Consider the following 23756-nt stretch of genomic DNA (forward strand, 5'->3'; position numbering starts at 1 on the left):
GGCCCGTTCGCGCCGGTGCCGGTCAACGACGACCTCACGCTGGACTTCGACGACCGCGGCTCGGTGTCGGCCGGGCACTACGGCTTCCTGGTCGACGACGTCGAGTTCGACGCTTTACTGATCCGGCTCGACGGCCTCCGGTTCGGTTCCGGCCCCGAACACGGCTGGGACGGCCGCATCAACCCCTTGGCCGGCGGTCGCGGCGTCTACGTCGACTCCCCCGACGGTCACAGCTACGAGTTCTTCACTAGAACGCCGTAGCCGCGCTCCAGCGGGCCAGGAGGCCGGCGTCGCCGGTGATCTGGGGTACCGACGGGCGGCCCCAGAGGAACAGGTAGAGGCCCGCCACCGGCGCGGTGGCCGTGACGGTCGCCTCCCCGGTCGACGAGTGGGACCACTCGTACGCGGTGGCCCCGACCTCGATCCGCCAGCGGGTGTCGACGTCGGTGGCGACCAGCTCGATCGACTGACCTTGCCCACGCACGGCGCCGAACCCGGCGAGCCGGGGCGCGTACGGAAGGATCGTGAGGATCTCGTCGATGCCGTCGACGGCCACCACGGGGTCGACGGTCGCGGGGACCTTGAGCGCGAGCGCGGCGTCCACGCGGTGGACCGTGGCTTCGTGGAGCATGCGCCGGGCCCAGAACAGCGTGGGCCTGGTCTGCCCGCCGAGCGTCCACACCTGCTGGTGGGCCGGTGCCGCCACCAACGCGCTGATCAGCGCGTCGACCCCGGCGGCGACCCAGTCCGACACGGCGGTGGACTCGGCGGGCACGTTCTGCTCGAAGTCGGAGAACGGCAGCTTCTCGACCGACCCGGAGGTGATCATCGCGGTGACCCACCGCTCGGTGGCACCGACGTGGGTGGCGAGCTTCGCGAGGTCCCAGGCGGGGGTGCTCGGGACCGGCGTGCTCAGATCGGCGTCGGACAGCAGTGCGGCTAACCGATCGATCTCGCGGAACAGCGCTTTGCAGTATTCCCCGTGGTCCATGTCGTGACGTTAGCTCGCTTAACGCCGTACCGCTGTCATCGTTCCGCGCGTCGCGACGACACAATCGACTCTGGAACGATTTATCGCCGCCGACCGCGCCGGAAGTCCTTCCACGAGACGCCGTAGCCCGCGCCGATCGCGATCCCCAGGGCGAGGCCCAGCGCCAGGTTGTGGAAGAGCAGACCGAACGCGGCGCCGAACACGAGGCCTAACGCGATGCCGGTACCGGCCTTGTTGTCCGCAGGCTTCTTCTCGCTCATATCTCCACGGTATGCGGGTACGCAACGTGTTGAGATGGAGAGTCGAGAAGGGGACGCCCGCCATCGGGAGGCGCCAGATGCCCCAGACCAATATTACTTTCCGTAGCCACGACGGTACTCAATTAGCCGGAACGCTCGTGGCGCCGCCCGACGCCGGGCGCGCGGTGGTGCTCGTCCACGGCGGTGGGGTCACCCGGACCGAGGGCGGGTTCTACGTCCGGCTGGCCGACGCGCTGGCCGAAGCCGGCGTCGCCTCGCTCCGCTTCGACCTGCGTGGACACGGCGAGAGCGGCGGACGCCAGCAGGACCTCACGTTGTCCGCGGCCGCCAACGACGTCCGGGCGGCGGTCGAGGAGATGCCCGCGCCGGTCACCGTGATCGGCACGAGCTTCAGCGGTGGCATCTGCGCGCTCGTCGCCGCGGCCGGGACACCGGCGTTACGCAGCCTCGTACTGTTCAACCCCCTGCTCGACTACAAGCGAAGATTCGTGGACGAGAAGCCGTACTGGTCGGCCGACCGCATCGACCCGGCGTACGCCGACGAGCTCGACCGGCGCGGCTACGTGGAGCACTCACCGACGTTCCGGCTCGGCCGCGCGATGCTCAACGAGGTCTTCCACCTCTCGGCCCGGGACGCCCTTCCCCGCATCGCCGTGCCGACCCTGCTGGTCCACGGCACCAAGGACACGTTCATCAGCGTCGACTCGTCCCGGGAGGCCGTCGACCGGCTGACCGAGAGCACGTTGATCGAGATCGAGGGCGCGCAGCACGGCTTCGCGGTGCACGACGACCCGGCGTACGCCGAGCCGCAGACCCGCGCCTGGCAGGACCTGGTGATCCGGGAGACGACCGAATGGATCACCCGCCACTGAGGACGTCACCTATCCTCGTGCCAATGAGTCCGGACGCGTCCATCTCGGCGCTGATCGCCGCGGATCCGCTGTGGTGGCTGCGAGACCCGGCCGTACCCGCCCACCTGTGCCGGGCCGTCGCCCGGCTGCGCGGAACCCGGAACCGCGACGCCGACCGGGAGCGGGTCCTCCGCGCGCTCACCGACGCGCTGAACCGGGAGCACGTCGACTTCGCGGACGACGTCGTTCCCGGGCTGGACCCGTCCTGGCCCGGCCGCGAGGCCTTCCGCGAGTGGTTCGTCGCGCACCCGAACCCCTCCGCCACCGGGGTCCGGGTCCTCGGCGCGCTGTTCCCCGGCGACGACCTGGTTCGGTCGCTGCTCACCGCCGGGTCCCCGACGGTCCGGGGCGCGGCCGTGCGCGCTCACGCCCGGCCCGGTGCCGAGGCTCTCGTCCGCGAAGCCGCCGTCACCGACCCGGACGCCTCCGTACGCAGGCACGCCCTGGAGGCCCTGGTCGACACGTGGCCGGACGAACCGGGAACGCGGGAGTTCCTGCACGAGCGTGCGGTGCTCGACGTCGGCACCGAGCCTCGCCTCTTCGCCGTACGGACGCTGGCCCGGCGGTGGCCGCGGGAACCGGGCACCAACCGGTTGCTGGCCGACCTCGCGCGGGCCGAACGCGGCACGCTCGTCGGTTCGGCCGCCGCCGGCCACATCGGCGACGAACCGGCCTGGGACGACGCCGCGATCCGCGCGGCGCTCGACGACCGCTGGCTCGGGCCGGTCGCGGTGCAGGCGCTGGTGTCGAACCACCCCGACGACCCGGAAACGTTCACCACCCTCGTCGGGCTCGCCGACCACGTCCACAACGACACCCGCGCCGCGGCTCTGGACGTCCTGGGCGCCTACCGGCCGCACCGACCCGAGGCCCGCGCCCTGCTCACCGGGCGGGCCGTCGCCGACGCCGACCACGTCGTCCGCCGCACCGCGCTCGCCCGAACCGCACTGACCTGGCCCGGCGAGGCCACCTCCCGGTTGCTACGGGACCGGTCCACTCACGACCCCCACCCCGCCGTCCGGGCGCTGGCGGCTCAGATCCTCGCCGCGCTGGACTCGTCGAACACCCAGTGATTCGACGTGAACTCGCGGCCGCCGAACGGGATCACCTCGACGCCGAGCAACCGGAAGCCCAGCGTGCGGCAGATGCCGTTCGACGGTGCGTTGGTGACCGCCGGAAAGGCGTGCACGGCGCCCCAGCGCCCGTCGGCGGCCGCCCGGTCGAGCACCGTCCGCACCCCCCACTTCCCGACGCCACGCCCCTGGTGCTCGGGAAGCACCAGCCAGCCCACCTCGGAGATCCGCTCGCCGTGGTCCGCGTGCGACCAGAGCGTCACCGAACCGAGCGCCTCGTCCGAGTCGTCCGGCGTGATCATCGAGACCCAGTACTCGTCGGCCTCGACCGCGCGCACGTCCGATTCCACTTTGGGCGGGATGGTCTCCACCGGCTGGGGCCCGCCGAGCTCGGCCATCATCACCGGATCGCACCGCATGCGCCGATAGGCATCGACGTCGTCCCGCCGCACGTTCCGAAGACGCATCGCAGGGCCCTCAGGCGTCTTCGCCCGGCTCGGCACCCGTTTCCTCGCCCGCGGGCGCGTCGGTGAGGACACGGAGGTTGGCGCCGGCGACCGTCACGGCCGCGGGCTGGTGGGTCTCGGCGGCCTTCTCGTACCAGGACCGCGCCTCCTCCACGTCGCCCTGCTCCTCGGCCAGCACGCCGAGGTCGACCATCGCGTTGGCGGCCTGCACCGAGTCCTCGCTGGCGAGCGCGTCGGTGAACCACTGCTTGGCCTGCTCGGGGTTGCCCTGCTCCTTCTCCAGCACGCCGAGGCCACGCATCGCCCGGGCCGATTCCGCGGCGTCACCGCTGTCGACCGCCTGCTGGAACCAGGACCGCGCCTCTTCCGCCTTGCCCTCGGCGGCCTCCAGCACACCCAGGTCGACCATCGCGGGCACCGAGCCGTCGGCGATCGCCTTCTCGTACCAGCGCCGGGCGATCGCGACGCTTCCCCCGCGGTGCGCGCGGTACGCGATCACGTACTTCACGTGCTGGGGGACGTGGTCGAGCTGGTCGAGCAGGTCACGCGCGTGCGGGTAGTCGCCGCGGTCGAACGCGGTGAGCCCCGCCGCGCGCCGGGCCGCCGGATCGAACGCGCCGGCCACGTACCGCCAGAACGGCCCGCTCACCGGCCGCCGCTGACCGTCGGCCACCGCGGAGAGCAGCGTGTTCCCGTAGTAGTACTCGTTGCCGCGACCGAACACCTCGGTGATCAGGCCCAGCTCGAGCGCCCACTCGATCGCGCGCTCCCGCCCCGGGTTCGACACCGCGGCCCGGCCGTCGAGGTGGGCGAGTTCACGCCGGTAGTCGCCGTAGAGCGTGGTGAGCATCTTCGCGGTGAGCGCCACCGGAGGGTCCATCCGGTGCCAGTCGGTGAGCGCGTGCAGCAGGGCCTGACGGTCGAAGCGGATGCTGCGTTCCTCGCTGTCGCCGGAGAGCGCGGTGCGCACCGGCTCGAGCGGAACGAGCAACAGCCCCACCCGGTCGCCCTTCGCGTCGGCCGGTACCTCGTTCTCGCCCTCGCGCAGGGCGTCGGCCTCGGCCGTGGTGAGCGAACCGACGTCGACCACCGCGCCCGGCAGCGGATCGGGCAGCCGGGTGCCGCCGAGCAACGCGGAACGTGCCGTGACCAGCACCCGGACACCAGGCGGGATCTCCGCCGCGGCGAGCTGCGTGAGCTGCTCGGAGCCGGCGTCGTCGAGCCAGAGCACGGCGCCGTTCTTCGCCGAGCGCTTCGCGGCCGAGATCAGCTCGGTGAGCGGCACCCGCGGGTCGGGATGGAACGCGTAGAGCGTGTGGTCTGGCAGGTGCGTGCGCGCCGCTTCGGCCAGCGTGCGGGTGGCGCCCACGAGCCGTTTCCCGTGGACGACGACGAGCTGCGCCTCGTCGGCGAAGTGCTTCTCCAGCACGGTGTCGGCCTCGCGCGGCACGTACGGGCCCTGGGGTGCGTGGACCCCGAGATCACCCAGCGAGGCATCGGCGAGACGCGGGGGCCGGCCGCGTTCGTCCGCGACCTTCAACACGGGCTTCGGGTTGGACCGGCCGGTCAGGGACCATCCCGCCACGCCGTGCTCCTCTCACACCGTTCACCGAAGGCACCACCGTAACCCTGAGCTAGCCGACGAAGATGCAGAAGGGGTGACCGGACGGATCGGCGAACACGTAGAGCGGCTCCTCGGGGTCGTCGAAGCGGTCGCGGATCACCGTGGCGCCGAGCTGCACCGCCCGCTCGCGCTGCTCGACGAGCGTGCCCGCATCCGGCACCGCGAAGTCCAGGTGGAGCTGCTGGGGCACGCCCGCCTCCGGCCAGGTGGCGCGGGCCAGCTCGTCGACCTGCTGGAACGCCAGATCGACACCGACGGGGTTACGCAGCACCAGCCAGCCCTTGTCGCCGTTCTCCGGCTCGTCGCCCGGCCGGTAGTCCCAGCCCAGCAGCCGCCGGTAGAACTCGGCGAGTTCGCGGGTGTTCTCGGTGTCGAGCACGGTGCTGCGCAGAGTGGGATAAGTCATGCCAAGGGCGTACCACACGGGCCCGACAACTTCGGCCCGCGTGTGAACCGCTCGCGCGACTCAGTGCGATGGAGGGGTGTGAACGGTTCATCGAGCGACGTCGACCTGCTGGCCCGAGTGGCAGCCGGCGAGCGGGCCGCGTTCGAAGCCTTCTACCGGCGCCACGCCGGGTGGCTCGTGCTGCGGCTGCGGCACCGCTGCTCCGATCACACGCTCGTCGACGACGTCGTGCAGGAGACGTTCCTCGGCGTCTGGCGCGGCGGGGCCGCCCGCTACCGCGAGCAGGGTGACGTCACCGGCTGGCTCTGGCGGATCGGTTCGCGTCGTCTGGTCGACGCCCTGCGCAGGCAGAGCGCCAAGGAACGTCTGCGTCAGGTGCTGGCGCGCGTGCGGGGGGCGCCAGCACCGTCCGCTGAGGACCTGGTGCTGCGCGGCGTCGAGCACGGGGATCTCGCCGGGGCGCTGGCCCGGCTCTCCCCGGAGTTACGCGCGGTGCTGCAAGCGACGGTGCTCGACGGGCTGACGACGGGCGAGGCCGCCGTGCTGCTCGGCATCCCGCCCGGAACCGTGAAAACGCGGGCGATGCGCGCCCGCCGGCAGCTACGCCAGGAGCTCGCATGAGTTGGCACGTACCGGATCCGGACCTGACGGCCTACGCCGACGGGTCGTTGCCCGCGCCGGGCGTGTGGTCGGTCGAGGCGCATCTGGTGGCCTGCGCGGACTGTCGGGAACGGCTGACCTTCGACGCCGTCGACGCCGGCTGGGAACGGCTGGACGCGGAGCTCGACGCACCCCGGCCGGGGCTCGTCGAGCGGGCGCTGAGTTTCGGCGGGGTTCCGGCGCACACCGCGCGCCTGCTCGCGGCCACCCCGGCGCTGCGGGGGTCGTGGCTCGTCTCGGTGACGCTCACGCTGCTGCTCGCCGCCGTCCTCGCCCACTACGCCGAGCCGCTCGTCTTCCTCGCGCTGACGCCGCTGCTGCCGGTGCTCGGCGTCGCCGTCTCGTTCGGGCCCGGCATCGACCCGACCTACGACCTCACGGTGGTGGCCCCGTACTCGACGTTCCGGCTGCTCCTGCTGCGCTGCGCCACCGTGCTCTCGGCCAACACGCTGCTCACCGCGGCGGCGAGCCTGACGCTGGCCGAGTACGGCGTCCGGATCGCCGGTTGGTTCCTGCCCTCGCTGGCCCTCACGATCCTGACGCTGCTGATCACACCCCGGCTGGGCGCGGTTCCGGCCGCGGCCGTGGTGGGCCTCGGCTGGCTCAGCCTGGTGCTCGGCACCTGGCACTCGACGTCCCTGCAGCCTTACACCCCCGCCGGGCAGGTGGCGATGGCTGCGGCCGCCGCGCTGGCCGCGGCGGCCCTCACCTTCCAGATGTCCGCGTTCGATCGCACTCGCCCCCTGACCCGGAGGTCTCGGTGACCCTCTCGACTGACGTCGCCGTCCGCGCGACCGGTCTCTCGCTGCGCTATGGACGCGCGGTCGCGCTCGACGACGTATCGATCACGCTCGGAACCGGAGTGACCGGTCTGCTCGGCCCGAACGGCGCCGGGAAGACGTCGCTGCTGCGGATCCTCGCGACCGCGTTGAGCCCGAACGCGGGCGAGTTGCGGATCTTCGATCACGACCCGCTGACCGGGGCCGGGCGCCTGGCGGCGCGCCGCCGGATCGGCTACCTGCCGCAGGATCCCGGTTTCCACCGCTCGTTCACCGCGTTCGAGTTCGTGGACTACGTCGCGATCCTCAAGGAGATCACCGACCGGCGGGCCCGCCACGCCGAGGTGCGCCGCGTGCTGGACGCGGTGGGCCTGAGCGACCGGCGCGGCGACAAGATCCGGACCCTGTCCGGTGGGTCGAAGCAGCGGGTGGCGCTGGCCGCCGCGCTGGTGGGCGACCCGTCGCTGCTGATACTCGACGAACCGACGGTGGGGCTCGACCCCGAGCAGCGGTTCCGGTTCCGGGAACTCTTCGCCGACCTCGGCGAGGGCCGCGCGGTGCTGCTCTCCACGCACCAGACCGAGGACGTGACGTCGCTGTGCCGTGAGGTGGTCGTGCTCGATCACGGCGGCGCGCGGTTCCGCGGCACGCCGGCCGAGCTGACCGCGCTGGCCAACGGCCGGGTGTGGACGAGCGCCGCACGCGAGCCGGGCGCGGCGGCGTCCTGGCGGACCGGCAACGGATCGTTCCGGCACGTGGGCGCACCGCCCGACGGCGCCGAACTGCTCGCACCGACCCTCGAGGACGGCTACCTCACGCTCGTGGACCTCTCGTGACCGCCACGCTCACCGCGACCCCGGTGGCGTCGACCACCGACCGCCGCCGGGCGATGCTCGCGCTGGCCCGGATCGAGGCCGTCCGGCAACTCCGCTCGCCGGTGACGATCGTCGCCGCGGTGCTGTTCCTGGCCCCGTGGATCTACGGGTGGATCGCCGGGACCATGAACGAGTTCCCGGTGCTGCACGAGGAGTCGGTCGAGGTCCAGTTCCTCGCGATGCTGGTGCTGGGCAACGCCGCGCTGATCACGGTCAACTTCGCGGCGCTGCGACCGCACCGGCACCGCGTCGACGTGCTGTTCGACGTTCTGGTGCTGCCGACCGCCTGGCGGACCGGCGCCCTGCTGCTCGCGGTGCTGGCGCCGACCGCGCTGGCGCTCGTGCTGCTCGTGGTGCGGATCGGCGCGCTGGCTCTGCTGCCGGGCGCGGCCGGGCGGGTGCTGCCGCTGGACGTGCTGATCGTGCCGACCGTCGTGGCGCTGTTCGGGGTGCTGGGGGTGCTGCTGGCGCGGCTGACCCGATCGGCGGTGGTCGCGCCGGTCGTGGCGCTGCTGCTGACCTCGTGCGCGTTCATCGGTCCGGTGGGCGGGTCGTCGGCGACGAAGTGGCGGCTGCTGCTGCCGATCGTCACGCCGGAGTTCCCGATGCCGCTGCCGCTGGACATCTTCGGCCGGCCGGGGGGTCGACACCTGGTGTACGTGGTCGGCCTGGTCGCCGTGCTCGCGGTGCTGGCGCTCCTCCGGTCGGGGGTGCGGTGGCCGGTGTGGGCGGCCGGGGGGGTGGCCACCGCGGTCATGCTGACCGGTGCGGTCACCCAGTTCCGGGTGGACGACTCGCTGGAGGCCGCCCGCCGCACGGCCACCGAATCCCCCGCATCGGTACAGACCTGCCGAACGCTCGACGGCGTCGAGTACTGCGCTTTCGACGGCTTCGAGCCCTGGGTAGAGGACTGGAACGCGGTCCTGCGTGACGTGCGGCGGGCCACGCCGGTGGCGGCCGAGCCGTTCACCGTCCGCCAGCGGGTGTGGGCCACCCCGCACCCGACGAGCGTGATCCCGACCGCGGCCGACATTCCTCCCTCCGACCCGTCCGCGGTCCCGATCGGGACGGAGTGGGGCGACCGCTACGCGGAGGCGATGTTCGCGGCGGCCGTCGCGTACCGGCTGGTCGCCGGTGAACCGTGGCCCGGCGACAAACCGGTGTGCGGTTCACGCGGCGCCCTGGTGGTCTGGCTGGTCGGCCAGGTCGGCGGACGCGTCACCGAAGGGCTCCGGCTGGTGAAGGAGTCGAGCACGAACCGGCTGGAGTTCTTCGACAGCGACGGGTTCGCGCCGCTCGCGGTGCCCAACGCCGACGCCGCCGCCGGGCTGGCCCTGCTCGAGAAGCCGGGCGCAGCGGGCCTGGTCCGGAAGCACTGGACCGAACTGACCGCACCCGGCACCGACGCGGGCCGGTTCGCCGCACTCGTCGGCGTCGAGCCCGCGCCGCAGCCGCCGACCGAGGAGCGTCTCCCGTGCTGATCGCCCTGGTCCCACCGATCGTGCGCGCCGCACGCACCGGGCCGTTCCTGCTCGCCTGCGCCGCGGGGTGGGTGCTGCTGGCGATCCCGGCCGCGCTCACCACCACGATCGACCCGAACTCGCTCACCCTGCAACTGCGGCTGGCGACGGTGTGCGCGGCGGTCGGCGCGGTGTTCCTGCTCGACGACCCGGCCAAACCGACGACGCTCGTGGTGCCGACCCGCGCGTGGGTGACCACCGCACTGCGGATCGGGCTGGGGGTGCTGCTGGCCGCGCTCTGGTGGGGGGTGGCGGTCGCCATCGTGCTCGTGGGCGCCGAGGACGGCGTCGGCGACGACCTGCGGCTGGGCGGGACGGCGGTGGAGGCGGCGACGATCCTCGCCGTGGCGCTGCTGCTGGGGGTGGCCGGTTACCGGCTGGCCGAACGCGGCGTCGGTAGCACCGCGGCGGCGCCCACCCTGCTGGTCGTGGTCGGGTCGCTGGCGCTGCTGCCCCGCGACGCGGCGCTGTTCGTCGCGGTGAGCGATCCGGCCTGGGCCGACGTGCACGCCCGCTGGAGCGTGCTGCTGCTCACCGCGTGCGCGGGCCTGATGGTTGGCGCGGGCACCCAGCGGTAATCTCCGCTGCCGTGCACAAATCCCCGGGGCTCCACCGCTTTCTCACGTTCGTGGACGCGATCATCGCGATCGCCATCACTCTTCTGGTCCTGCCGCTCGTCGAGATGACGAGCGAACTGACCGACGAGACACCGCTGGAGGAGCTCTGGAGACCCGAGACGATCGGCAAGTACGGCAGCTTCGTGCTGAGCTTCGCGGTGATCTTCCGGTTATGGCAGGTGCACCACAAGCTGATGGAGCCGATCGAGTCCTACGACCGGGTCGTCGCGGTCGTGACCGCGGCGTGGGCGCTGACGATCGTCTTCATGCCGTTCCCGACCGCGCTCATCGGTATCTACGGCAACGAGGAAGTTCCGGTGATCGCGCTCTACCTGCTCACGCTGTTCGTGAGCTCGGCGCTGCTCACCGTGCTCGCGCTCTACCTGGCCCGCAAGACCGAACTGCACCAGGCCGACGTGGAGTCGTCGAAGCGGATGGCGGTGCCCTCGGTGGTGACCACGATCCTGACCGGTCTCGCCGCGGTGATCGGCATCCTGGTGCCGCGGGTGAACTACGGCGGGCTGCTGTTGCTTCTGCTCACCGGTGTGGTCACCGTGCTGGTGAACCGGCGCTTGCGCCTCCCCCAGAAGGAGGCGTGACGCTGTCGGGGTGGCGCTCTACCCGATCGGCGAACTCTCCCGACGTACCGGCCTGACCGTCAAGGCGATCCGCTTCTACGCCGACCGGGGCATCGTCCCGGCGACGCGGCGCAACGCCACCGGCCACCGGTTGTACGACGAGGACGCGGCCGCACGGCTCGACCTGGTCCGGAGCCTGCGTGACCTCGGGATCGACCTGCCCACGATCCGGCGCGTGCTGGATCGGGAGGTCACCGTCGCCGACGTGGCCGCGGCTCACGCCGAGGCACTGGACGCCACGATCCGGGCGCTGCGGTTCCGCCGCGCCGCGCTTGCCGTCATCGCGGAGAGGTCCGAACTCGTGCACCAGCTGGCCGGTCACACCGAAGCAGAACGACGTCGACTCGTCGAGGAGTTCCTCCAGGCGACGTTCGACGGGCTCGACGATTTCGCCGGCGTCCGCCGGTCGCTCACGCCGTCGCTGCCCGACGACCCGACACCCGAGCAGATCGACGCCTGGGTCGAGCTGGTGACGCTGGCCCAGGATCCCGACTTCCGGGCGTACCTGCGCTCGCTGGCCGAGCAGCACGCGGCCGATCGGGAGCCGGGCTCCGTTCCGCGCCCGGACGCGGTGGCCGTGGCCCGCTCGATCACCCCGCCGGACGCCGACCGGATCGCCACGGCCTACGCCGACGTGCTCGGCGAGCCGGACACCCCGGAGCTGCGTCACCGTCTGCTGGCCCGGTTGGAGCTGGCCGACGACCCGCGCCGCTACCGGTACGAGCGCCTGCTCGCGGTCGTCAACGGTTGGGCCCGGGAAGAGTCGGACGAGGCGACGATCCGCCGCTGCATCGAGACAATGCGCGGATGACGTTCTTCGAAGCGACCGATCCCGCCGCCGATCGCCGGGAAGTCTTCGTCCGCTACCTCGACTACTTCCGGGAGAGCGCGCTGAGCAAAGCGGGTTCGCTGTCCGAGGACGCGCTCCGCTCCAGCCCGCTGCCCTCCGGCTGGACCCCGATCGAGCTGCTGCAGCACCTGCGCTACGTCGAGCTGCGGTGGATCGAGTGGGGGTTCGAAGGACGCGCGGTGCCCGAGCCGTGGGGTGACCGTCGCGACGACCGCTGGTACGTGGCTCCCGACCGGTCCTTCGACGACGTCGCCGCGGCGCTCCGGCAGCAGGGTGCACACACCCGGGCCTTCGTGGAGGCGCACGACCTCGACGAGATCGGTGCACCCGGGCCGCGCTGGGACGGCGCGGCCCCGGCGTCGCTCGAGCGGGTGCTGTTCCACCTGCTCCAGGAGTACGCCCGGCACGTCGGTCACCTGGACGTGGTCGTCGAGCTGTCCGGCGGCTCGATCGGTGAGTAACTTGTCGGGCATGTCGGATGACGTCGTGGACGCCTTGCAGCAGTTCGTCGCCCGGATCGACGCCTTCGACCCCGGCGCGCCGGTCCGGACCGAGCTGGACCTCGGCGGGCGGCGGCTGACGCTGCGCGAACCGGTCGTGCGGGCCCTCGTCGAGGCGCTGCACGCGTACCGCGATCCCCGCGACAATGGACAGTGCGACCACTGTGGCAGCCACCGGATGGACGCGAACTTCCGGTGCGCGGACTGCGGCCGGCTCTCCGGGCTGTTCGGCGAGCTGATCACGCAGCGGGCCGCGGACCACATCGACCCACCCGAACTGGAGACTTCATGGACGTCATCCTGATTCCCGGACTCTGGCTGGACGGGTCGTCCTGGAACGCCGTGGTCCCGGGCCTGGAAGCGGCCGGGCACCGCGCGCACCCGCTCACGCTGCCGGGCCTGGAGTCCCCCGACGCCGATCGCGCTTCGGTCTCCCTGCGTGACCACGTCGACGCCGTCGTCGCCCGGATCGACGAGCTCGACGGCCCGGTGGTGCTGGTGGCCCACTCGGCCGGCGGTGCGGTCGCGCACGCCGCCGTCGACGCCCGGCCGCACCGCGTCGCGCGGGTCGTCTACACCGCGAGCGAACCGGTCGCCGACGGAGAGTGCGTCAACGACGAGCTGCCGTCCGCGGACGGCGAGATCCCGATGCCGGACTGGTCGTTCTGGGACGCCGATATGCTCGTCGACCTGGACGAGGACCTGCGCCGGACCATCCTCGACCAGGCCGTGCCCTCACCGGCGCGTGCCGCCACCGACCCCCAGACGCTCTCCGACGAACGCCGCTACGACGTGCCGGTCACGATCGTGACCTGCGACTACACGGAGGCGATGATGCGCGGGTGGATAGCGGAGGGCTATCCGAGCGCGGCCGAGGTGGGCCGGATCAGGAGCGTGGAGTTCGTCGCGCTGCCGACCGGCCACTGGCCCCAGTTCTCCCGCCCGACCGACCTGGCCCGAGTGATAAACGAAGCGATCTAGTCGGCGTCCCACAGGGGAAGCTGGTGCGGGCCGGTGCGGCCCACCGTGCTGTGTTGGCCGCTCTGCAGGCAGCGGGCGCAGGTGACCGCGTCGTCCGTCGGTACCAGTGCGTCGAGTTCGAAGCCGGCCATGCCCACCCGGCAGGCCGGGGCGGGCACGCGGATCTCGGCCAGCCAGCGTTCGGGGTGCACGGCGTGCACCACCGACGATCCGCGCACCCGTCCGTTGCGGCCGACGAACTTCTCCACCACCTGCGCGGCGACGCTCGCGAACGCCTCGACCACGCTAGTCATGCTGTCGGTGTACCACCCACCACCGACAATTCACGCCCCGCGGCCGGTTCGGCGTCGCCCTTGTTCTCGGTGGCCTTGACCAGAGCGACGCCGGCGAGGACGACCAGACCGCCGATCAGCTGCATGACGCCCGGGATCTGGCCGACCGACAACGCGGCGAACAGCACGGCGAACAGCACTTCGGTGAGCCCGACGAACGACGCCACGGTGGCGCCGAGCAGCCGGGCCGCGATGACCCCGGTGGAGTAGGCGATCGCGGCAGCCACGACCGACAGGCCGATCACCGGTACCAACCAGCTGACCTGCTGCCCGAACAACTCCACGTCCACGGAGGCGGTGCCCATCGGCAGGACGCCGACCAGAGCGGCCACGCCGAGCACGAGCGCACCGACGACCATGCCGCCCCAGGCGACGACGAGCGGCGGTACCGCGTCGTCCTGCCGGGCGGAGACCACGAAGTACACGGCCAGCCCGGCGCCGGCGAGGAGCCCCCACATCAGGCCGATCGGGTCCAGGCCACCCGACGGGTCGAGCACGAGCACCAGGCCGACCACCGCGGCGACCATGCCGACGACCGTCAGCCGGCCGGGGCGCCGCCGGTGCCGGGCCCACATCCAGAGCACGACGAGGACGATGCCCATGTACTCGAGCAGCAGAGCGACGCCGACGTCCAGGTGTTGCACCGCGTTGAAGAAGAACAGCTGACAACCGGCGACCGCGATCGCGCCGTAGAACGCGATCAGCCCGGCGCTCGACCACAGCGCCCGCCAGCGACCGCGGAGGAGCACGAGTGCCGGGCCGGTGAGGATCAGGGCCGCGAGCGCGATGCGGGTCGTGACCACCGCGCCCGACGTCCAGCCGGTCGACATCAGCGAATCGCCGAAACTGCCGGCGGTGCCGAACGAGAGAGCGGAGACCAGGGCGATGCCCAGGCCCGAGTAAGAGGCAATCCTCGTTACACTCATGACACTGACGGTAGAGCTCACTCGCGTAAGGAGTCAAGGTGCTTTTTGCTCATGACACCGAGGCTTCGTTGATGGCGGCCGCCGAACTGGTCAATACCGCCCACGAAAGCCCCGACGCCCTGGTCGACGTCACCGAGTTCGCCACTCGCTGGGGCTACACCGGCCGGGTCACCGGCGACCAGGAGGAACTCGACGCCGTGCGGGCGATCCGGCCGCGCCTGGAGGGCCTCTGGCACGCCGACCGCGACCGGATCGTCACCGAGACGAACGCGATCCTCCGGGAAACCGCCGCGTTGCCGCAGCTGGTGGCCCACGACGGATGGGACTACCACCTGCACGCGGTGTCACCGGAGGCCGATCTCGCGATCCGCATCCAGGTCGAGACCGCGATGGCGCTCGTCGACGTCGTCCGCATGGACGAGCTCGGCCGCATGCGGGTGTGCGCGGCCGACGACTGCGAGGACGTGCTCGTCGACCTGTCGAAGAACCGGTCGCGGCGGTTCTGCAGCAACACCTGCAGCAACCGGACGAACGTCGCGGCCTACCGGGCTCGGGCTAACGCAACTCGTCGAGAAGACGCTCCAGTGGAACGTCCGGAACGTCCTTGAACGCGTCCCACCGGGCGAACAGCGCGGCGGCCCCCTCGGCGACGCCCGGAGCGAGGCCGACCTCGGTCGCCGCGGCGGCGATCTCGCGCATCTCCGGGGCCCAACGCCAGGCTCGCTCACCGACCCCGCCGAGCGACGCCGGCTCGGCCAGCGGGGTGTCGGGCAGCTTCGCTCCGGCCAACGCTTCCAACTCGTCACGCACGCCGTGGGCGTCCGCCAGCGCGTAGGACTGCGCCGCCAGCGCGAAGGTGATCTTGTTGTAGGCCGAGAACGCGAGCTTGAGCGCGGACGCCGACCCGACGTCGCCGCTCAGCACGCGGGCCTCGACGGCCGTCCGGTCGAACAGCGCGGCGATCGCTGCGGCGTCCGCACCGGACAGGTAGACGACGGTTCGGCCGGGGCCGCCCGGCGGTGGCCCGACGATGCCCCCGTCGACGGTCGGAAGGGCCCGCGCGATCTCGCGGACCCGGGACGGCGCGATCGCGTTGGCGTCGACGTAGCGCCCGTCGAAGCCGGTAGCGGCGACGGCGGACGCGACCGACGACGCGGTCGCGGGCGGGCACACGCTCAGGATCACCGGGCAGATCGACGCCAACTCGTCGAGCGTCGCCACCGGGAGGAGGCCGGCGGCCTCCGCGCGGCGGTGCGTGTTCGCTCCGCGGCCCGCCGTCACCCAGTGCACGGTGTGGCCGGCCGCGACGAGCTCGCGGCCGACGGCCGCGCCCATCGCACCGGGATGAAGAACTCCGATCGGCCCCACGCCGGAGACCCTACGGGGTCAGCCGAGGCCGGCGCGGTGGGCGATGGCCACGAGGTCGGCCCGGCTGCGGGCGTCCAGCTTCGTGAGGATCCGGCTGACGTAGGTCCGCACGGTCTCCGGGCTCAGGTAGAGCGTGCGCGCGATCCGGGGGTTGTCGTCGCCGCGCGCGACCTCGCACAGCACCTCGAGCTCGCGCGCGGTCAGCCGGTCGAGCCGCTGGTCGGGGCGGGGCGCGGAGGTCGCGGCGTGGGCCATGAGCCGCCGGGCGACGTCGGGGGCCAGCACCGGCTCGCCTCGCGCGGCGGCACGCACCGACGCACGCAGCCGCTCCGGGGTGAGGTCCTTGAGCAGATAGCCGTCGGCACCGACGCGGAGCGCCCCGGTGATCTCGGGGTCGCTGTCGAACGTCGTCAGCATCAGGATCGCGATGCCGGCGCAGACCGGGTCGGAACGGATCGCGCGGGTCGCGGCGAGGCCGTCGGTGCCCGGCATACGTAGGTCCATCAGCACGACGTCGGGCCGTTCGGTCCGTACCAGCGCGACCGCGGCGGCGCCATCCCCGGCCTCGCCGACGACCTCGATCGGGTCGCCGGGATCGCCGGTGAGCAGCGCGGCGATCCCGGCCCGGATGAGCGGCTGGTCGTCGGCCAGCACGACGCGGACGGTGTGCTCAGGCACGCACGCCCCCGGCCGGGAACTCCGCGCTGACCTGCCAGCCGGTGGCAGACCGGCCGGCCTCCAACCGTCCGCCGACCGCGGCGACCCGCTCGCGCAGCCCGTTCAACCCCGAGCCGCTCGGAGCGTCGGCACCGTCGCCGTCGTCACGCACCCGGACCGTCAGACCGGTCTCCGGTTGCCGCACGTCGATGCTTATCGTTGCGCCGTTGGAGTGGCGCATCGCGTTGGTGACCGCTTCCTGCACGACCCGGTAGACCACCGACGCGAGCTCGGGTGGTTGGACCGGGGTGGCGTCGAGCCGCACCTCGAACCCGGCCGTCCGGGCCGCCACCACCAGCGGCTCCAGATCGGCGGACGCGTCGGAGCGGAGGTCGCGGACGGTGGAGCGCAGCTCGGCGAGGGCCCGGGTGACCGCGTCGCCGACGTGGCCGAGCGCGGCGTCCGCCGCGGCGGGTTCCCGGCGGAGCTCCTGACGCGCCACGTTCGCGTGCACCGCGGCCACCGTGAGCGTGTGACCGAGCGCGTCGTGCAGGTCGCGCGAGAGCGCCTGCTTGTGCTCGGCCAGGCGCCGACCGGCCTCCAGCTCGATCTGCCGTCCGGTCAGCGCGTCGATCCGGCGACGTGCCCGTACCAACTCGCCGAGCACGATCGCCGCGGCCATCAGCGCCGCGTGGCCGATCGCGTCGTACAGCACGACGAAACGGAAGTCCTGCCCCTCGGCCAGCCGGAAGACGGCCGACACGACCAGCGCGATCGCGGCGGCCGCGACCGCCGACGCCCGGTGTCCGGCCTCGGCCGCCGAGTAGAGCGCCGCCGCCAGCGGCACCGCGACGCCGATCGCGGGGAACCCGGCCGCGTAGTACGCGAACATGCCGAGCACGGTCAGCACGAGCACGGTCCGGGCGTATCGGCGCCGCCAGATCATCAGCGCGCCGAGCCCCGCCGCCCACACGTACGCGACGCCGCTCTCGCTCCCGCCGTGCCCGGCGGAGACCACGATCGCCAGCACCACGGCGACGCCGACGCCGACGGCCAGGTTCAGCCCCATCACCCGATGCTAGAAGCCGCGGCGGCCGCCCGGGTACGCCGAAAAGCGACAGCTCCCACCTGGGGTATCCGCCGACTCCTCGCCGCCCGGCGCGGTGGCTGAGAGATACTCGACCGGTCGATCACCCGAGGAGGCACCGTGGAAGCGTTCCGCAAGGCAGCCGAGGCCGGGGACGCCAAGGCGGTCGAAGCGCTCCTCGCCGACGACGTGGTGTTCCACAGCCCGGTCGCGTTCAAGCCGTACGCCGGCAAGCCGCTCACCGCCGCGATCCTGCGTGCCGTGCTCCGTGTCTTCGAGGACTTCCGCTACGTCCGCGAGATGTCCAGTGCGGACGGTCGCGACCACTCGCTGGTCTTCCGGGCCACCGTGCAGGGCAAAGAGATCGAAGGCTGCGACTTCCTGCACCTCGACGACGAGGGCCTGATCGACGACTTCACGGTCATGGTGCGCCCGCTGTCCGCCGCCCAGGCCCTGGCCGAGGCCATGGCGGACCAGTTCCCGCGCATCCAGCAGGAGGTCACCGGCGGGTGACGCCCCGGGTCGGCGCGATGCACCTGGCCGCCGCGCGCGGCGACGCTGACCTTCACCGACGAGCAGCGGAAACGGCTTGAGCGGCCCTGACAGGATCGGGGGATGTTCGCGACACCCCTCGGCGACGGCGCAGAACTGCGCCCGCTCGAACCCTGGCACTCCGACCAACTCCTGGCGAACGTCGACCGCGGCCGGGAGTCGATCGGCCGCTGGATCCGGCTCGCCGACGCGGTGACCGACCCGGCGTCGGCGAAGGCGTTCCTGCAGGACTACGCCGAGAAGGCCGCGGCGGACACCGGACGCATCTACGGCATCTGGTTGCACGACGAGCTCGTCGGCGGGGTGCTCTTCCGGGTGATGGACGTGCCGCGCGGGTACGCCGAGGCCGGCTGCTGGCTCCAGCCGTCGGCCACCGGCCGGGGGCTCGTCACCCGCGCCGCCCGGACGATCATCGACTGGGCGATCGACGAGCGCGGGATCCACCGGGTGGAGTGGCAGGTGTCGTCGGGCAACGACGCCAGCATCGCGGTCGCGAAGCGACTGGGCATGCAGCGCGACGGCGTTCTGCGTGAGCACTACCTGTTCCACGGCCGGCGCGACGACATCGAGATCTGGTCGGTGCTAGCCCACGAGTGGCGCTAGCCGCCCCACCGCGTGGGCCAGCACCGCGCGGGCCCGCTCGATCGGCAGCCGGTAGAGGGCCACGTCCACCCCCAGGCCCCGGGCGAGCACCCACAGCGCCTGCCCGTCCAACTCCGGATCCACGTCGGCCCCGGCGTCGCGGGCCAGGCCGACGACGCGCACGGCCAGCGCCAGCAGCTCGTCGTCGCCCTCGACGAGCACCGCGGCGAGCCGCTCGTTCTCCTGGGCCCGTGCCGCGAACGCGAGGTGCACCCGGATCGCGTCCCGGGTCTCGGCGTCGCCGCCGAGTAGCTCCTCCAGGACGGCGAGCAGCGCGGTGCGCGGATCGTCGTCCGAGATCCGGGCGTCGATCCGCGCACTCATCCGCACGTGAGCGTCCTCCAGCGCGTACAGCAGCAGGTCGTCCTTGGTCTTGAAGTAGTACTGCACCCGCCCCATGGAGACACCGGCCCGCGCGGCCACCGTCCGCAGCGAGACGGCCTCCATCCCGCCGCCCGCGATCAGGTCCCACGTGGCCCGGCTCAGCGTCCGGCGATTCTGCTCGTGGTCGGCGGTTCTCGGCACCGTCCCATAATATCAATGCGACCGCATTGAAGGGGAGGCCCCATGGCCCGGAACAAGACCCTCGACGCCTGGCAAGGCTTCGCCGGCCTCGTCGGCTTCTCGCTCGGCGTCGTGCCGCTGGTCCGGTACGCGTTCGGTGGCCGCCGCGGTGGGCTGCTGCGCTTTGTCCTCGGCGACGACCCCGGCGCGGCGCTCTGGATCGTCCCGCTGGTGATCCTGGGAGTCGCGGCCGTCGTGATCACGCTGCTGGAGGTCGGGAAGTCTCACTCCGCCCGGTGAGACGACTCCCGTCGATCCCGGCGCGCCACCGCGTTCGCGTGGGCCACGCCGATCAACCGGTCCACCTCGGCGAACGTCCGCTCGGGGTTGAGCACGCACACCCAGCCCTGGGTGGCGTAGACCGGGTGCGGCAGGATCTCGTCGACGGTCGAGTAGTCGAACCCGTCCGCGGCACCGAACAGACGCTCGAACTCCTGGCGTCCGACGTGGAGGTTGAGCCGAACGACGTCGGGCCGGTCCAGCCGTGACTCCTCGTCGAAGCCCGGCATGTTCCGGATGACGACGGTCGCGAACGGCTGGTACTGCTGCTCCTCGCCGACGTAGAAGAAGTAGTTGCCCCAGTTGCTCTCGGGCGCCTCCGAGTCGTACTCGACGTACAGCTGCCGCACGTCGGGCCGGCGGCTGATCAGCCCGGCCCACCCGGCGGCGATGTTGCGGGCCAGCTCCGACACGGTCTCGTTGGGGTCGGGCGCCTCTCCCGGAGCCACGGCCACGTGCAGGAACGCATCCGCGGACGCGATGTCGTCCGCGTCGAGCGGAAAGTACATCTGGTTCGGCGAATCGCCGCGCCGCTCCAGGCCCACGGTCACCTCGCGGGCGGTGGCCCCGCTGATCAACCGCTCGCGCCGGGCGTCCAGAGCGTGTTCGTAGGTGCCGGCGGGAGGAGCCGCCAGGCGGAGCGCCGGGCTCGCGCCGAGGCTCCCGAGCACGACCGCGTAGCGGTCGGCGAGCAACGCGGAGAGGATCGAGCCGGCGCTCGCCCACTCCAGTTCCTCCGCGCCCATCCGCATCCGGCTCGTGTTCCGCTGCACGTGGCGGTTGTGCGCATGCAGGAGCGTCGGGCCGCGGTGCTGCTCGATCACGCGGATGTCGAGCATGTTCTGCGCCATCCAGGCGTCCCGGACAGCCGACATCCGGGTGAGGCGGTCGGGGCCTTCGATCGCGACCTGCGCGTGGTAGCGCAGCAGGTTGACGGCGGCGGTGCCGCAGGTGTGAGCCCGGTGCCAGGCCCGCACCGACGTCGCCGCGATCAGGCGCGGAGCCGACGCGTACAGCGCGCCGATCAGATCGTCGGCCGAGGCTCGCAGGGTCTTGGCGCGGTCCGAGCCGCCCAGCGAGGCCGACGGGTCGAACACCTCGTCCCAGGGCTCGTCGTCGCCGAGGAGTTCGTCGAGGTCGTCCCAGCGTTCCTGCGCCACGTAGGTGCAGAGTTCACGCAGGTAGCGGCGTGGGCTGGGCGCGCTGACCGTCTCGGTGACGGCGTCCATGCCGTAGAAGGTCAGCGGGTCCGGGTGGGACGCGTTGTACGCGCGCATCCACTCGACGAGCTCGCGGTTGCCGTCGAGCCCGCCCCAGCCGTGGCTGAACGCGTCGGGATCGTACGAGTCGGCGCGACCGCTGACGTAGTCGTCGATCGCGATCGCCGCGACCCGGTCGGTCTCCAACGCGATCGAGCGGAAGCCACGCTCGACCAACGCGGCGAAGATCTCGTTGCGCTCCCCCTGGAACGCGGGAACGGCGTGACTCGGTTCCCCGAGCCCCAGAACGGTGGGCTCGTTCGCCAGCAGAGCTTCTAGTGCGGTATCCATACCCTTGAACCGTATCGTTGAACGAGCGGTTGAGGCTTTGCCGCGTATCACCTGGGAGCCGTGCCCTGAAACCTCAACCGGGAGTACAGACCTACCGGCCGGTCGAGCTGGCCCGCGAACACGGTCTGACCGCGCAGGCGGTGCGCAACTACGAGCAGCGCGGTGTGCTCCCGCCCGCTTCACGCACGAAGTCCGGGTACCGGATCTACACCGATCTGCACGCTCACGCGCTGCGCGCGTTCCTCGCGCAGCTCCCCGCCCATGGTTACCCGACCGGCGGCGAAATCCTCCGTTCGGTGAACGCCGACGCGGTCGACGACGCCCTGCGCGCCGTCGACCGCAGCCACGCCCTGCTGCTGCGCGACCGGGAGACGCTCAATGCCGTCTCGGCCGCCATCGGGCTGCTGACGTCGTCCGAGGCGCGGTCGGAGCAGGTGTTGCCGGTGAGCGCGGTCGCCCGGCGGCTGGACGTGAGCCCGGCGACACTGCGGAAATGGGAGCGCGCGGGCATCCTCGTGCCACCGCGTGACCGGGCCGGCTACCGGTTCTACCGGCCGGAGGACGTCCGGGACGCCGAGCTCGCTCACCTCCTGCGCCGCGGCGGCTACCTGCTCGGACACATCGCCACCGTGGTGTCCCGGGTACGGGAGGCGGGAAGCGTCGAGGCGCTGGCGTCCTCCCTGGCCGGCTGGCGCGACCGCCTCACGGATCGAGGTCGCGCGATGCTGTTCGCCGCGGCCACACTGGACGAGTACCTCCGATTCCGGGAGTCGGCTGCAACCGACGAGTAGCTCGGGCGTGTTCCCTGGTAAGAGCCGCTCGACGATCGGGGGTCGCCGGTGGAGACGGAGTTCGCGGACTTCTATGCCGCGCACTTTCCCTCGCTGTGCAAACAGCTCTACGCCTACACGGGCGACCGGGGCGAGGCCCAGGAGCTGGTGCAGGAGGCGTTCTCACGAGGCTGGGCCCACTGGCCGAAGATCCGCGGCTACGACGATCCGGCCGCCTGGGTGCGCACCGTGGCCTGGCGGCTGGCGATCAGCCGGTGGCGTCGCGCCCGGCGAGCGTTGGCGTTCCTGGCCGGGCAACGCGAGGAACCGGTGGTGCCGTCGCCCGACCCGGCCCACGTGGCCCTGGTCGCGGCGCTCGCGACGTTGCCGCCGAACCACCGCCGGGCGATCGTCCTGCACTACCTGGCCGACCTGCCGGTGGCCGAGATCGCGGCGAGCGAGCGGGTCGCCGACGGAACGGTGAAGTCCTGGCTGCACCGCGGGCGAGCGGCGCTGGCGACCCAACTCGGCGACACTCCATTGGAACGGGGGACGACGCGATGAGCGACGACGTTGTCGAGCACCTCCACGACCTGCGGGGAGCGGCGGACGAGCCGTACCGGGGCGCCGGGCCGGTGGCCGCGAGGGCGCGAGCCGCGGCCCACCGGCGGCGTCGGCGCGGCGCGGTGGCCGGAGCGCTGGTGCTGATCGTCGCAGCCGTCGTGGTGGGGTTCTGGCCCGAGCAGCCCGCACGGCTGCAGCCGGCCGGCCCGGCCCGGACCTCCTCGGCCACCCTGCCCCAGCCCTCGTTCCCGGCCACGGGCTCCGCGAGCCCGGCGGATCGGGAGGTCCCGGACGACTGGCGCATCGACTGGGCCAACTCGATCATGAACCTGCCCGCCAACGACGGCTGCCCGCACCGGCGAGTGCAGTTCACCGACGGCACAGCGACGTTCGCGCCCTGGCAGTACTCGATCGGCGAGCCAGCATACGGCGACTTCACCGGCGACGGCCGCGACGACGCGGTGGTGGTCGTCGAATGCCACGGCGACGCGGACGTCGGCGGCCCGGAGAGCCGCTGGGTGGTCGCGGCGTTCACCAGCAACGAGCGGGGCGGTCCCGAGCCGCTCGAGTCCCTCTACGCCGAGCAGGCCTACGTCGTGCCGGTGGTGACGATCGCCGACCAGGTGATCCGGCTGGAGCTGCGGTACGAGGGCGGTGCCTGGCAGATCGAGAGGTACCGCTGGGACGGCGAGAAGATGAACCGGATCAGCGTCACCGAGACGCCGCGCCCGCCGCGTTAGCCGCCCACTCGTCCCTGGTGATCGCGTACTCGACGTCGCCCTTCTCGTCGCCGGGGATCTTGTCGGGCCAGTTGTCGTAGCAGGAGCGGACGAAGCGCAGCCCGGCCTTCTCCATCACCCGCCGCGACGCACCGTGGACGGCGAGCGCCTCGGCGAACACCCGCTCGACACCGAGGTCGGTGAACGCCTTGTCGACGAGCGCCTTCGCGCCCTCGGTGGCGTAGCCCCGGCCCCACGACTCCCGCCGCAGCCGGTACCCCAGCTCGATGCCCTCGCGCGTCGTGCCGTCGGCGCGGACCGGCTTGTCGTTGGGGCGCAGCAGGAACCAGCCGAGGAAGTCACCGGTGGCCTTCTCGATCGCCGGGAAGTAGCCGAATCCGGGGTACTGCTCGTAGAACGAGAACCAGCGCGGCAGCACCTCGTCGCGGAGCACGTGCCGCGGCGTCGGCCGTCCGCCGGTGACGTACCAGGTCACCTTCGGGTCGCTGTTCAGCTCGACGAGAGCGTCGAGGTCTTCGGACGTGGCCCGGCGCAGCACCAGGCGCTCGGTCTCGAGGAAGGTCTGCATTGGAC

33 protein-coding genes are annotated in these 23756 nt (G+C 72.2%); 20 read left to right on the plus strand and 13 right to left on the minus strand.

Annotation, left to right across the window (positions count from 1 at the left end; all coding sequences use genetic code 11):
* The first annotated feature begins 15 nt into the window (after window positions 1–15).
* Window positions 16–261, plus strand: a complete 246-nt coding sequence (locus tag CRYAR_RS40580; RefSeq protein ID WP_211247884.1) for a VOC family protein — start codon at window positions 16–18, stop codon at window positions 259–261.
* On the opposite strand, the gene CRYAR_RS44380 is transcribed toward CRYAR_RS40580, so the two are convergent.
* A complete protein-coding gene (locus CRYAR_RS44380) occupies window positions 248–991 on the minus strand; it encodes a maleylpyruvate isomerase family mycothiol-dependent enzyme (RefSeq protein ID WP_051571696.1) in 744 nt (247 codons plus the stop codon). The genes CRYAR_RS40580 and CRYAR_RS44380 overlap by 14 nt on opposite strands.
* An 80-nt stretch (window positions 992–1071) precedes the next feature.
* A complete protein-coding gene (locus CRYAR_RS40590; protein ID WP_035858814.1) occupies window positions 1072–1251 on the minus strand; it encodes a glycine zipper domain-containing protein in 180 nt (59 codons plus the stop codon).
* A gap of 77 nt (window positions 1252–1328) precedes the next feature.
* Between CRYAR_RS40590 and CRYAR_RS40595 the strand changes: the two genes are divergently transcribed.
* Entirely contained in the window at window positions 1329–2123 is a 795-nt protein-coding gene (locus tag CRYAR_RS40595; protein WP_035858817.1) for an alpha/beta fold hydrolase, read from the plus strand.
* 23 nt (window positions 2124–2146) lie between these two features.
* Window positions 2147–3235 (plus strand): hypothetical protein, encoded by a 1089-nt coding sequence (locus CRYAR_RS40600; protein WP_035858820.1) that lies wholly within the window; start codon window positions 2147–2149, stop codon window positions 3233–3235.
* Here CRYAR_RS40600 and CRYAR_RS40605 read toward each other — a convergent pair.
* Genes CRYAR_RS40605 through CRYAR_RS40615 form a run of 3 tightly spaced genes read right to left on the minus strand, consistent with a single transcriptional unit; the run spans window position 3196 to window position 5732 of the window.
* The gene (locus CRYAR_RS40605) at window positions 3196–3702 is read right to left on the minus strand and encodes a GNAT family N-acetyltransferase (protein ID WP_035858824.1); all 507 of its coding nucleotides are present in this window, start codon (window positions 3700–3702) and stop codon (window positions 3196–3198) included. The two genes, CRYAR_RS40600 and CRYAR_RS40605, sit on opposite strands and share 40 nt — an antisense overlap.
* A 10-nt stretch (window positions 3703–3712) precedes the next feature.
* Complete coding sequence (locus tag CRYAR_RS40610; RefSeq protein WP_035858828.1) at window positions 3713–5287, minus strand: tetratricopeptide repeat protein; 1575 nt, start codon at window positions 5285–5287, stop codon at window positions 3713–3715.
* Window positions 5288–5336: 49 nt separating this feature from the next.
* On the minus strand, window positions 5337–5732 hold the full coding sequence (locus CRYAR_RS40615) for a VOC family protein (RefSeq protein ID WP_035858831.1): 396 nt from the start codon (window positions 5730–5732) through the stop codon (window positions 5337–5339).
* Between the two features lie 78 nt (window positions 5733–5810).
* Between CRYAR_RS40615 and CRYAR_RS40620 the strand changes: the two genes are divergently transcribed.
* From CRYAR_RS40620 to CRYAR_RS40665, 10 genes are read left to right on the plus strand one after another with little or no spacing between them, the layout of a single operon-like run.
* Window positions 5811–6353 (plus strand): RNA polymerase sigma factor, encoded by a 543-nt coding sequence (locus CRYAR_RS40620; protein WP_035858834.1) that lies wholly within the window; start codon window positions 5811–5813, stop codon window positions 6351–6353.
* Window positions 6350–7156: an anti-sigma factor family protein gene (locus CRYAR_RS40625; RefSeq protein ID WP_035858837.1), complete on the plus strand. Its 807-nt coding sequence runs from the start codon at window positions 6350–6352 to the stop codon at window positions 7154–7156. Before CRYAR_RS40620 ends, CRYAR_RS40625 begins: the two co-directional genes overlap by 4 nt.
* Complete coding sequence (locus tag CRYAR_RS40630) at window positions 7153–8007, plus strand: ATP-binding cassette domain-containing protein (protein ID WP_035858839.1); 855 nt, start codon at window positions 7153–7155, stop codon at window positions 8005–8007. The genes CRYAR_RS40625 and CRYAR_RS40630 overlap by 4 nt, the downstream gene beginning before the upstream one ends.
* Complete coding sequence (locus CRYAR_RS40635) at window positions 8004–9527, plus strand: hypothetical protein (protein ID WP_035858841.1); 1524 nt, start codon at window positions 8004–8006, stop codon at window positions 9525–9527. Before CRYAR_RS40630 ends, CRYAR_RS40635 begins: the two co-directional genes overlap by 4 nt.
* The gene (locus CRYAR_RS40640; protein ID WP_035858843.1) at window positions 9521–10144 is read left to right on the plus strand and encodes a hypothetical protein; all 624 of its coding nucleotides are present in this window, start codon (window positions 9521–9523) and stop codon (window positions 10142–10144) included. Before CRYAR_RS40635 ends, CRYAR_RS40640 begins: the two co-directional genes overlap by 7 nt.
* Before the next feature lie 11 nt (window positions 10145–10155).
* Window positions 10156–10782 (plus strand): TMEM175 family protein, encoded by a 627-nt coding sequence (locus tag CRYAR_RS40645; RefSeq protein WP_035858848.1) that lies wholly within the window; start codon window positions 10156–10158, stop codon window positions 10780–10782.
* A 10-nt stretch (window positions 10783–10792) separates the two neighbouring features.
* Window positions 10793–11632: a MerR family transcriptional regulator gene (locus tag CRYAR_RS40650; RefSeq protein ID WP_035858851.1), complete on the plus strand. Its 840-nt coding sequence runs from the start codon at window positions 10793–10795 to the stop codon at window positions 11630–11632.
* Window positions 11629–12132: a mycothiol transferase gene (locus tag CRYAR_RS40655; protein WP_035858853.1), complete on the plus strand. Its 504-nt coding sequence runs from the start codon at window positions 11629–11631 to the stop codon at window positions 12130–12132. Before CRYAR_RS40650 ends, CRYAR_RS40655 begins: the two co-directional genes overlap by 4 nt.
* Window positions 12133–12142: 10 nt before the next feature.
* A complete protein-coding gene (locus CRYAR_RS40660) occupies window positions 12143–12475 on the plus strand; it encodes a hypothetical protein (RefSeq protein ID WP_035858855.1) in 333 nt (110 codons plus the stop codon).
* A complete protein-coding gene (locus tag CRYAR_RS40665) occupies window positions 12460–13152 on the plus strand; it encodes an alpha/beta fold hydrolase (RefSeq protein WP_035858859.1) in 693 nt (230 codons plus the stop codon). The genes CRYAR_RS40660 and CRYAR_RS40665 overlap by 16 nt, the downstream gene beginning before the upstream one ends.
* Here the strand turns inward: CRYAR_RS40665 and CRYAR_RS40670 are convergent.
* Together CRYAR_RS40670 and CRYAR_RS40675 are read right to left on the minus strand one after the other, a co-directional pair.
* The gene (locus CRYAR_RS40670) at window positions 13149–13445 is read right to left on the minus strand and encodes a hypothetical protein (protein WP_157018481.1); all 297 of its coding nucleotides are present in this window, start codon (window positions 13443–13445) and stop codon (window positions 13149–13151) included. The two genes, CRYAR_RS40665 and CRYAR_RS40670, sit on opposite strands and share 4 nt — an antisense overlap.
* Window positions 13442–14410: an EamA family transporter gene (locus CRYAR_RS40675; protein ID WP_035858862.1), complete on the minus strand. Its 969-nt coding sequence runs from the start codon at window positions 14408–14410 to the stop codon at window positions 13442–13444. Before CRYAR_RS40675 ends, CRYAR_RS40670 begins: the two co-directional genes overlap by 4 nt.
* Window positions 14411–14448: 38 nt before the next feature.
* Here CRYAR_RS40675 and CRYAR_RS40680 point away from each other — a divergent pair, with 38 nt between their 5' ends.
* On the plus strand, window positions 14449–15018 hold the full coding sequence (locus tag CRYAR_RS40680) for a CGNR zinc finger domain-containing protein (RefSeq protein WP_035858865.1): 570 nt from the start codon (window positions 14449–14451) through the stop codon (window positions 15016–15018).
* On the opposite strand, the gene CRYAR_RS40685 is transcribed toward CRYAR_RS40680, so the two are convergent.
* From CRYAR_RS40685 to CRYAR_RS40695, 3 genes are read right to left on the minus strand one after another with little or no spacing between them, the layout of a single operon-like run.
* On the minus strand, window positions 14966–15778 hold the full coding sequence (locus CRYAR_RS40685; protein ID WP_157018483.1) for a DUF1932 domain-containing protein: 813 nt from the start codon (window positions 15776–15778) through the stop codon (window positions 14966–14968). The two genes, CRYAR_RS40680 and CRYAR_RS40685, sit on opposite strands and share 53 nt — an antisense overlap.
* Before the next feature lie 18 nt (window positions 15779–15796).
* Entirely contained in the window at window positions 15797–16456 is a 660-nt protein-coding gene (locus CRYAR_RS40690) for a response regulator (protein ID WP_035858870.1), read from the minus strand.
* Window positions 16449–17504, minus strand: coding sequence for a sensor histidine kinase (locus tag CRYAR_RS40695; RefSeq protein ID WP_035858873.1), 1056 nt, complete (start codon window positions 17502–17504; stop codon window positions 16449–16451). Before CRYAR_RS40695 ends, CRYAR_RS40690 begins: the two co-directional genes overlap by 8 nt.
* A gap of 138 nt (window positions 17505–17642) precedes the next feature.
* On the opposite strand from CRYAR_RS40695, the gene CRYAR_RS40700 reads away from it, so the two are divergent.
* Together CRYAR_RS40700 and CRYAR_RS40705 are read left to right on the plus strand one after the other, a co-directional pair.
* The gene (locus CRYAR_RS40700) at window positions 17643–18035 is read left to right on the plus strand and encodes a nuclear transport factor 2 family protein (RefSeq protein WP_035858877.1); all 393 of its coding nucleotides are present in this window, start codon (window positions 17643–17645) and stop codon (window positions 18033–18035) included.
* Between the two features lie 102 nt (window positions 18036–18137).
* Window positions 18138–18677, plus strand: a complete 540-nt coding sequence (locus tag CRYAR_RS40705; RefSeq protein WP_035858880.1) for a GNAT family N-acetyltransferase — start codon at window positions 18138–18140, stop codon at window positions 18675–18677.
* Here CRYAR_RS40705 and CRYAR_RS40710 read toward each other — a convergent pair.
* Complete coding sequence (locus CRYAR_RS40710; RefSeq protein WP_035858882.1) at window positions 18657–19241, minus strand: TetR/AcrR family transcriptional regulator; 585 nt, start codon at window positions 19239–19241, stop codon at window positions 18657–18659. The two genes, CRYAR_RS40705 and CRYAR_RS40710, sit on opposite strands and share 21 nt — an antisense overlap.
* Before the next feature lie 42 nt (window positions 19242–19283).
* Here CRYAR_RS40710 and CRYAR_RS40715 point away from each other — a divergent pair, with 42 nt between their 5' ends.
* Window positions 19284–19520, plus strand: a complete 237-nt coding sequence (locus tag CRYAR_RS40715; RefSeq protein WP_035858885.1) for a hypothetical protein — start codon at window positions 19284–19286, stop codon at window positions 19518–19520.
* Here CRYAR_RS40715 and CRYAR_RS40720 read toward each other — a convergent pair.
* Window positions 19505–21109 carry a DUF6194 family protein gene (locus tag CRYAR_RS40720; RefSeq protein ID WP_035858888.1) on the minus strand — a complete coding sequence of 535 codons (1605 nt, stop codon included), beginning with the start codon at window positions 21107–21109 and terminating at the stop codon, window positions 19505–19507. The two genes, CRYAR_RS40715 and CRYAR_RS40720, sit on opposite strands and share 16 nt — an antisense overlap.
* A 140-nt stretch (window positions 21110–21249) precedes the next feature.
* On the opposite strand from CRYAR_RS40720, the gene CRYAR_RS40725 reads away from it, so the two are divergent.
* Genes CRYAR_RS40725 through CRYAR_RS40735 form a run of 3 tightly spaced genes read left to right on the plus strand, consistent with a single transcriptional unit; the run spans window position 21250 to window position 23183 of the window.
* Window positions 21250–21900 carry a MerR family transcriptional regulator gene (locus CRYAR_RS40725; protein WP_245620643.1) on the plus strand — a complete coding sequence of 217 codons (651 nt, stop codon included), beginning with the start codon at window positions 21250–21252 and terminating at the stop codon, window positions 21898–21900.
* Between the two features lie 48 nt (window positions 21901–21948).
* A complete protein-coding gene (locus tag CRYAR_RS40730; RefSeq protein ID WP_035858891.1) occupies window positions 21949–22443 on the plus strand; it encodes an RNA polymerase sigma factor in 495 nt (164 codons plus the stop codon).
* Window positions 22440–23183, plus strand: coding sequence for a hypothetical protein (locus tag CRYAR_RS40735; RefSeq protein ID WP_035858893.1), 744 nt, complete (start codon window positions 22440–22442; stop codon window positions 23181–23183). Before CRYAR_RS40730 ends, CRYAR_RS40735 begins: the two co-directional genes overlap by 4 nt.
* Here CRYAR_RS40735 and CRYAR_RS40740 read toward each other — a convergent pair.
* Window positions 23155–23751 (minus strand): GNAT family N-acetyltransferase, encoded by a 597-nt coding sequence (locus tag CRYAR_RS40740; protein ID WP_035858897.1) that lies wholly within the window; start codon window positions 23749–23751, stop codon window positions 23155–23157. The two genes, CRYAR_RS40735 and CRYAR_RS40740, sit on opposite strands and share 29 nt — an antisense overlap.
* Between the last annotated feature and the right edge of the window lie 5 nt (window positions 23752–23756).

The organism is Cryptosporangium arvum DSM 44712 (assembly GCF_000585375.1).
GTDB lineage: Bacteria > Actinomycetota > Actinomycetes > Mycobacteriales > Cryptosporangiaceae > Cryptosporangium > Cryptosporangium arvum.

Bases quoted from the DNA above. Each gene is read 5' to 3' on its own strand.
- CRYAR_RS44380 (WP_051571696.1), bottom strand. From the start codon at position 991: ATGGACCACGGGGAATACTGCAAAGCGCTGTTCCGCGAGATCGATCGG.
- CRYAR_RS40590 (WP_035858814.1), bottom strand. From the start codon at position 1,251: ATGAGCGAGAAGAAGCCTGCGGACAACAAGGCCGGTACCGGCATCGCG.
- CRYAR_RS40595 (WP_035858817.1), top strand. From the start codon at position 1,329: ATGCCCCAGACCAATATTACTTTCCGTAGCCACGACGGTACTCAATTA.
- CRYAR_RS40600 (WP_035858820.1), top strand. From the start codon at position 2,147: ATGAGTCCGGACGCGTCCATCTCGGCGCTGATCGCCGCGGATCCGCTG.
- CRYAR_RS40605 (WP_035858824.1), bottom strand. From the start codon at position 3,702: ATGCGTCTTCGGAACGTGCGGCGGGACGACGTCGATGCCTATCGGCGC.
- CRYAR_RS40615 (WP_035858831.1), bottom strand. From the start codon at position 5,732: ATGACTTATCCCACTCTGCGCAGCACCGTGCTCGACACCGAGAACACC.
- CRYAR_RS40625 (WP_035858837.1), top strand. From the start codon at position 6,350: ATGAGTTGGCACGTACCGGATCCGGACCTGACGGCCTACGCCGACGGG.
- CRYAR_RS40655 (WP_035858853.1), top strand. From the start codon at position 11,629: ATGACGTTCTTCGAAGCGACCGATCCCGCCGCCGATCGCCGGGAAGTC.
- CRYAR_RS40660 (WP_035858855.1), top strand. From the start codon at position 12,143: ATGTCGGATGACGTCGTGGACGCCTTGCAGCAGTTCGTCGCCCGGATC.
- CRYAR_RS40665 (WP_035858859.1), top strand. From the start codon at position 12,460: ATGGACGTCATCCTGATTCCCGGACTCTGGCTGGACGGGTCGTCCTGG.
- CRYAR_RS40670 (WP_157018481.1), bottom strand. From the start codon at position 13,445: ATGACTAGCGTGGTCGAGGCGTTCGCGAGCGTCGCCGCGCAGGTGGTG.
- CRYAR_RS40675 (WP_035858862.1), bottom strand. From the start codon at position 14,410: ATGAGTGTAACGAGGATTGCCTCTTACTCGGGCCTGGGCATCGCCCTG.
- CRYAR_RS40695 (WP_035858873.1), bottom strand. From the start codon at position 17,504: ATGGGGCTGAACCTGGCCGTCGGCGTCGGCGTCGCCGTGGTGCTGGCG.
- CRYAR_RS40705 (WP_035858880.1), top strand. From the start codon at position 18,138: ATGTTCGCGACACCCCTCGGCGACGGCGCAGAACTGCGCCCGCTCGAA.
- CRYAR_RS40715 (WP_035858885.1), top strand. From the start codon at position 19,284: ATGGCCCGGAACAAGACCCTCGACGCCTGGCAAGGCTTCGCCGGCCTC.
- CRYAR_RS40720 (WP_035858888.1), bottom strand. From the start codon at position 21,109: ATGGATACCGCACTAGAAGCTCTGCTGGCGAACGAGCCCACCGTTCTG.
- CRYAR_RS40735 (WP_035858893.1), top strand. From the start codon at position 22,440: ATGAGCGACGACGTTGTCGAGCACCTCCACGACCTGCGGGGAGCGGCG.
- CRYAR_RS40740 (WP_035858897.1), bottom strand. From the start codon at position 23,751: ATGCAGACCTTCCTCGAGACCGAGCGCCTGGTGCTGCGCCGGGCCACG.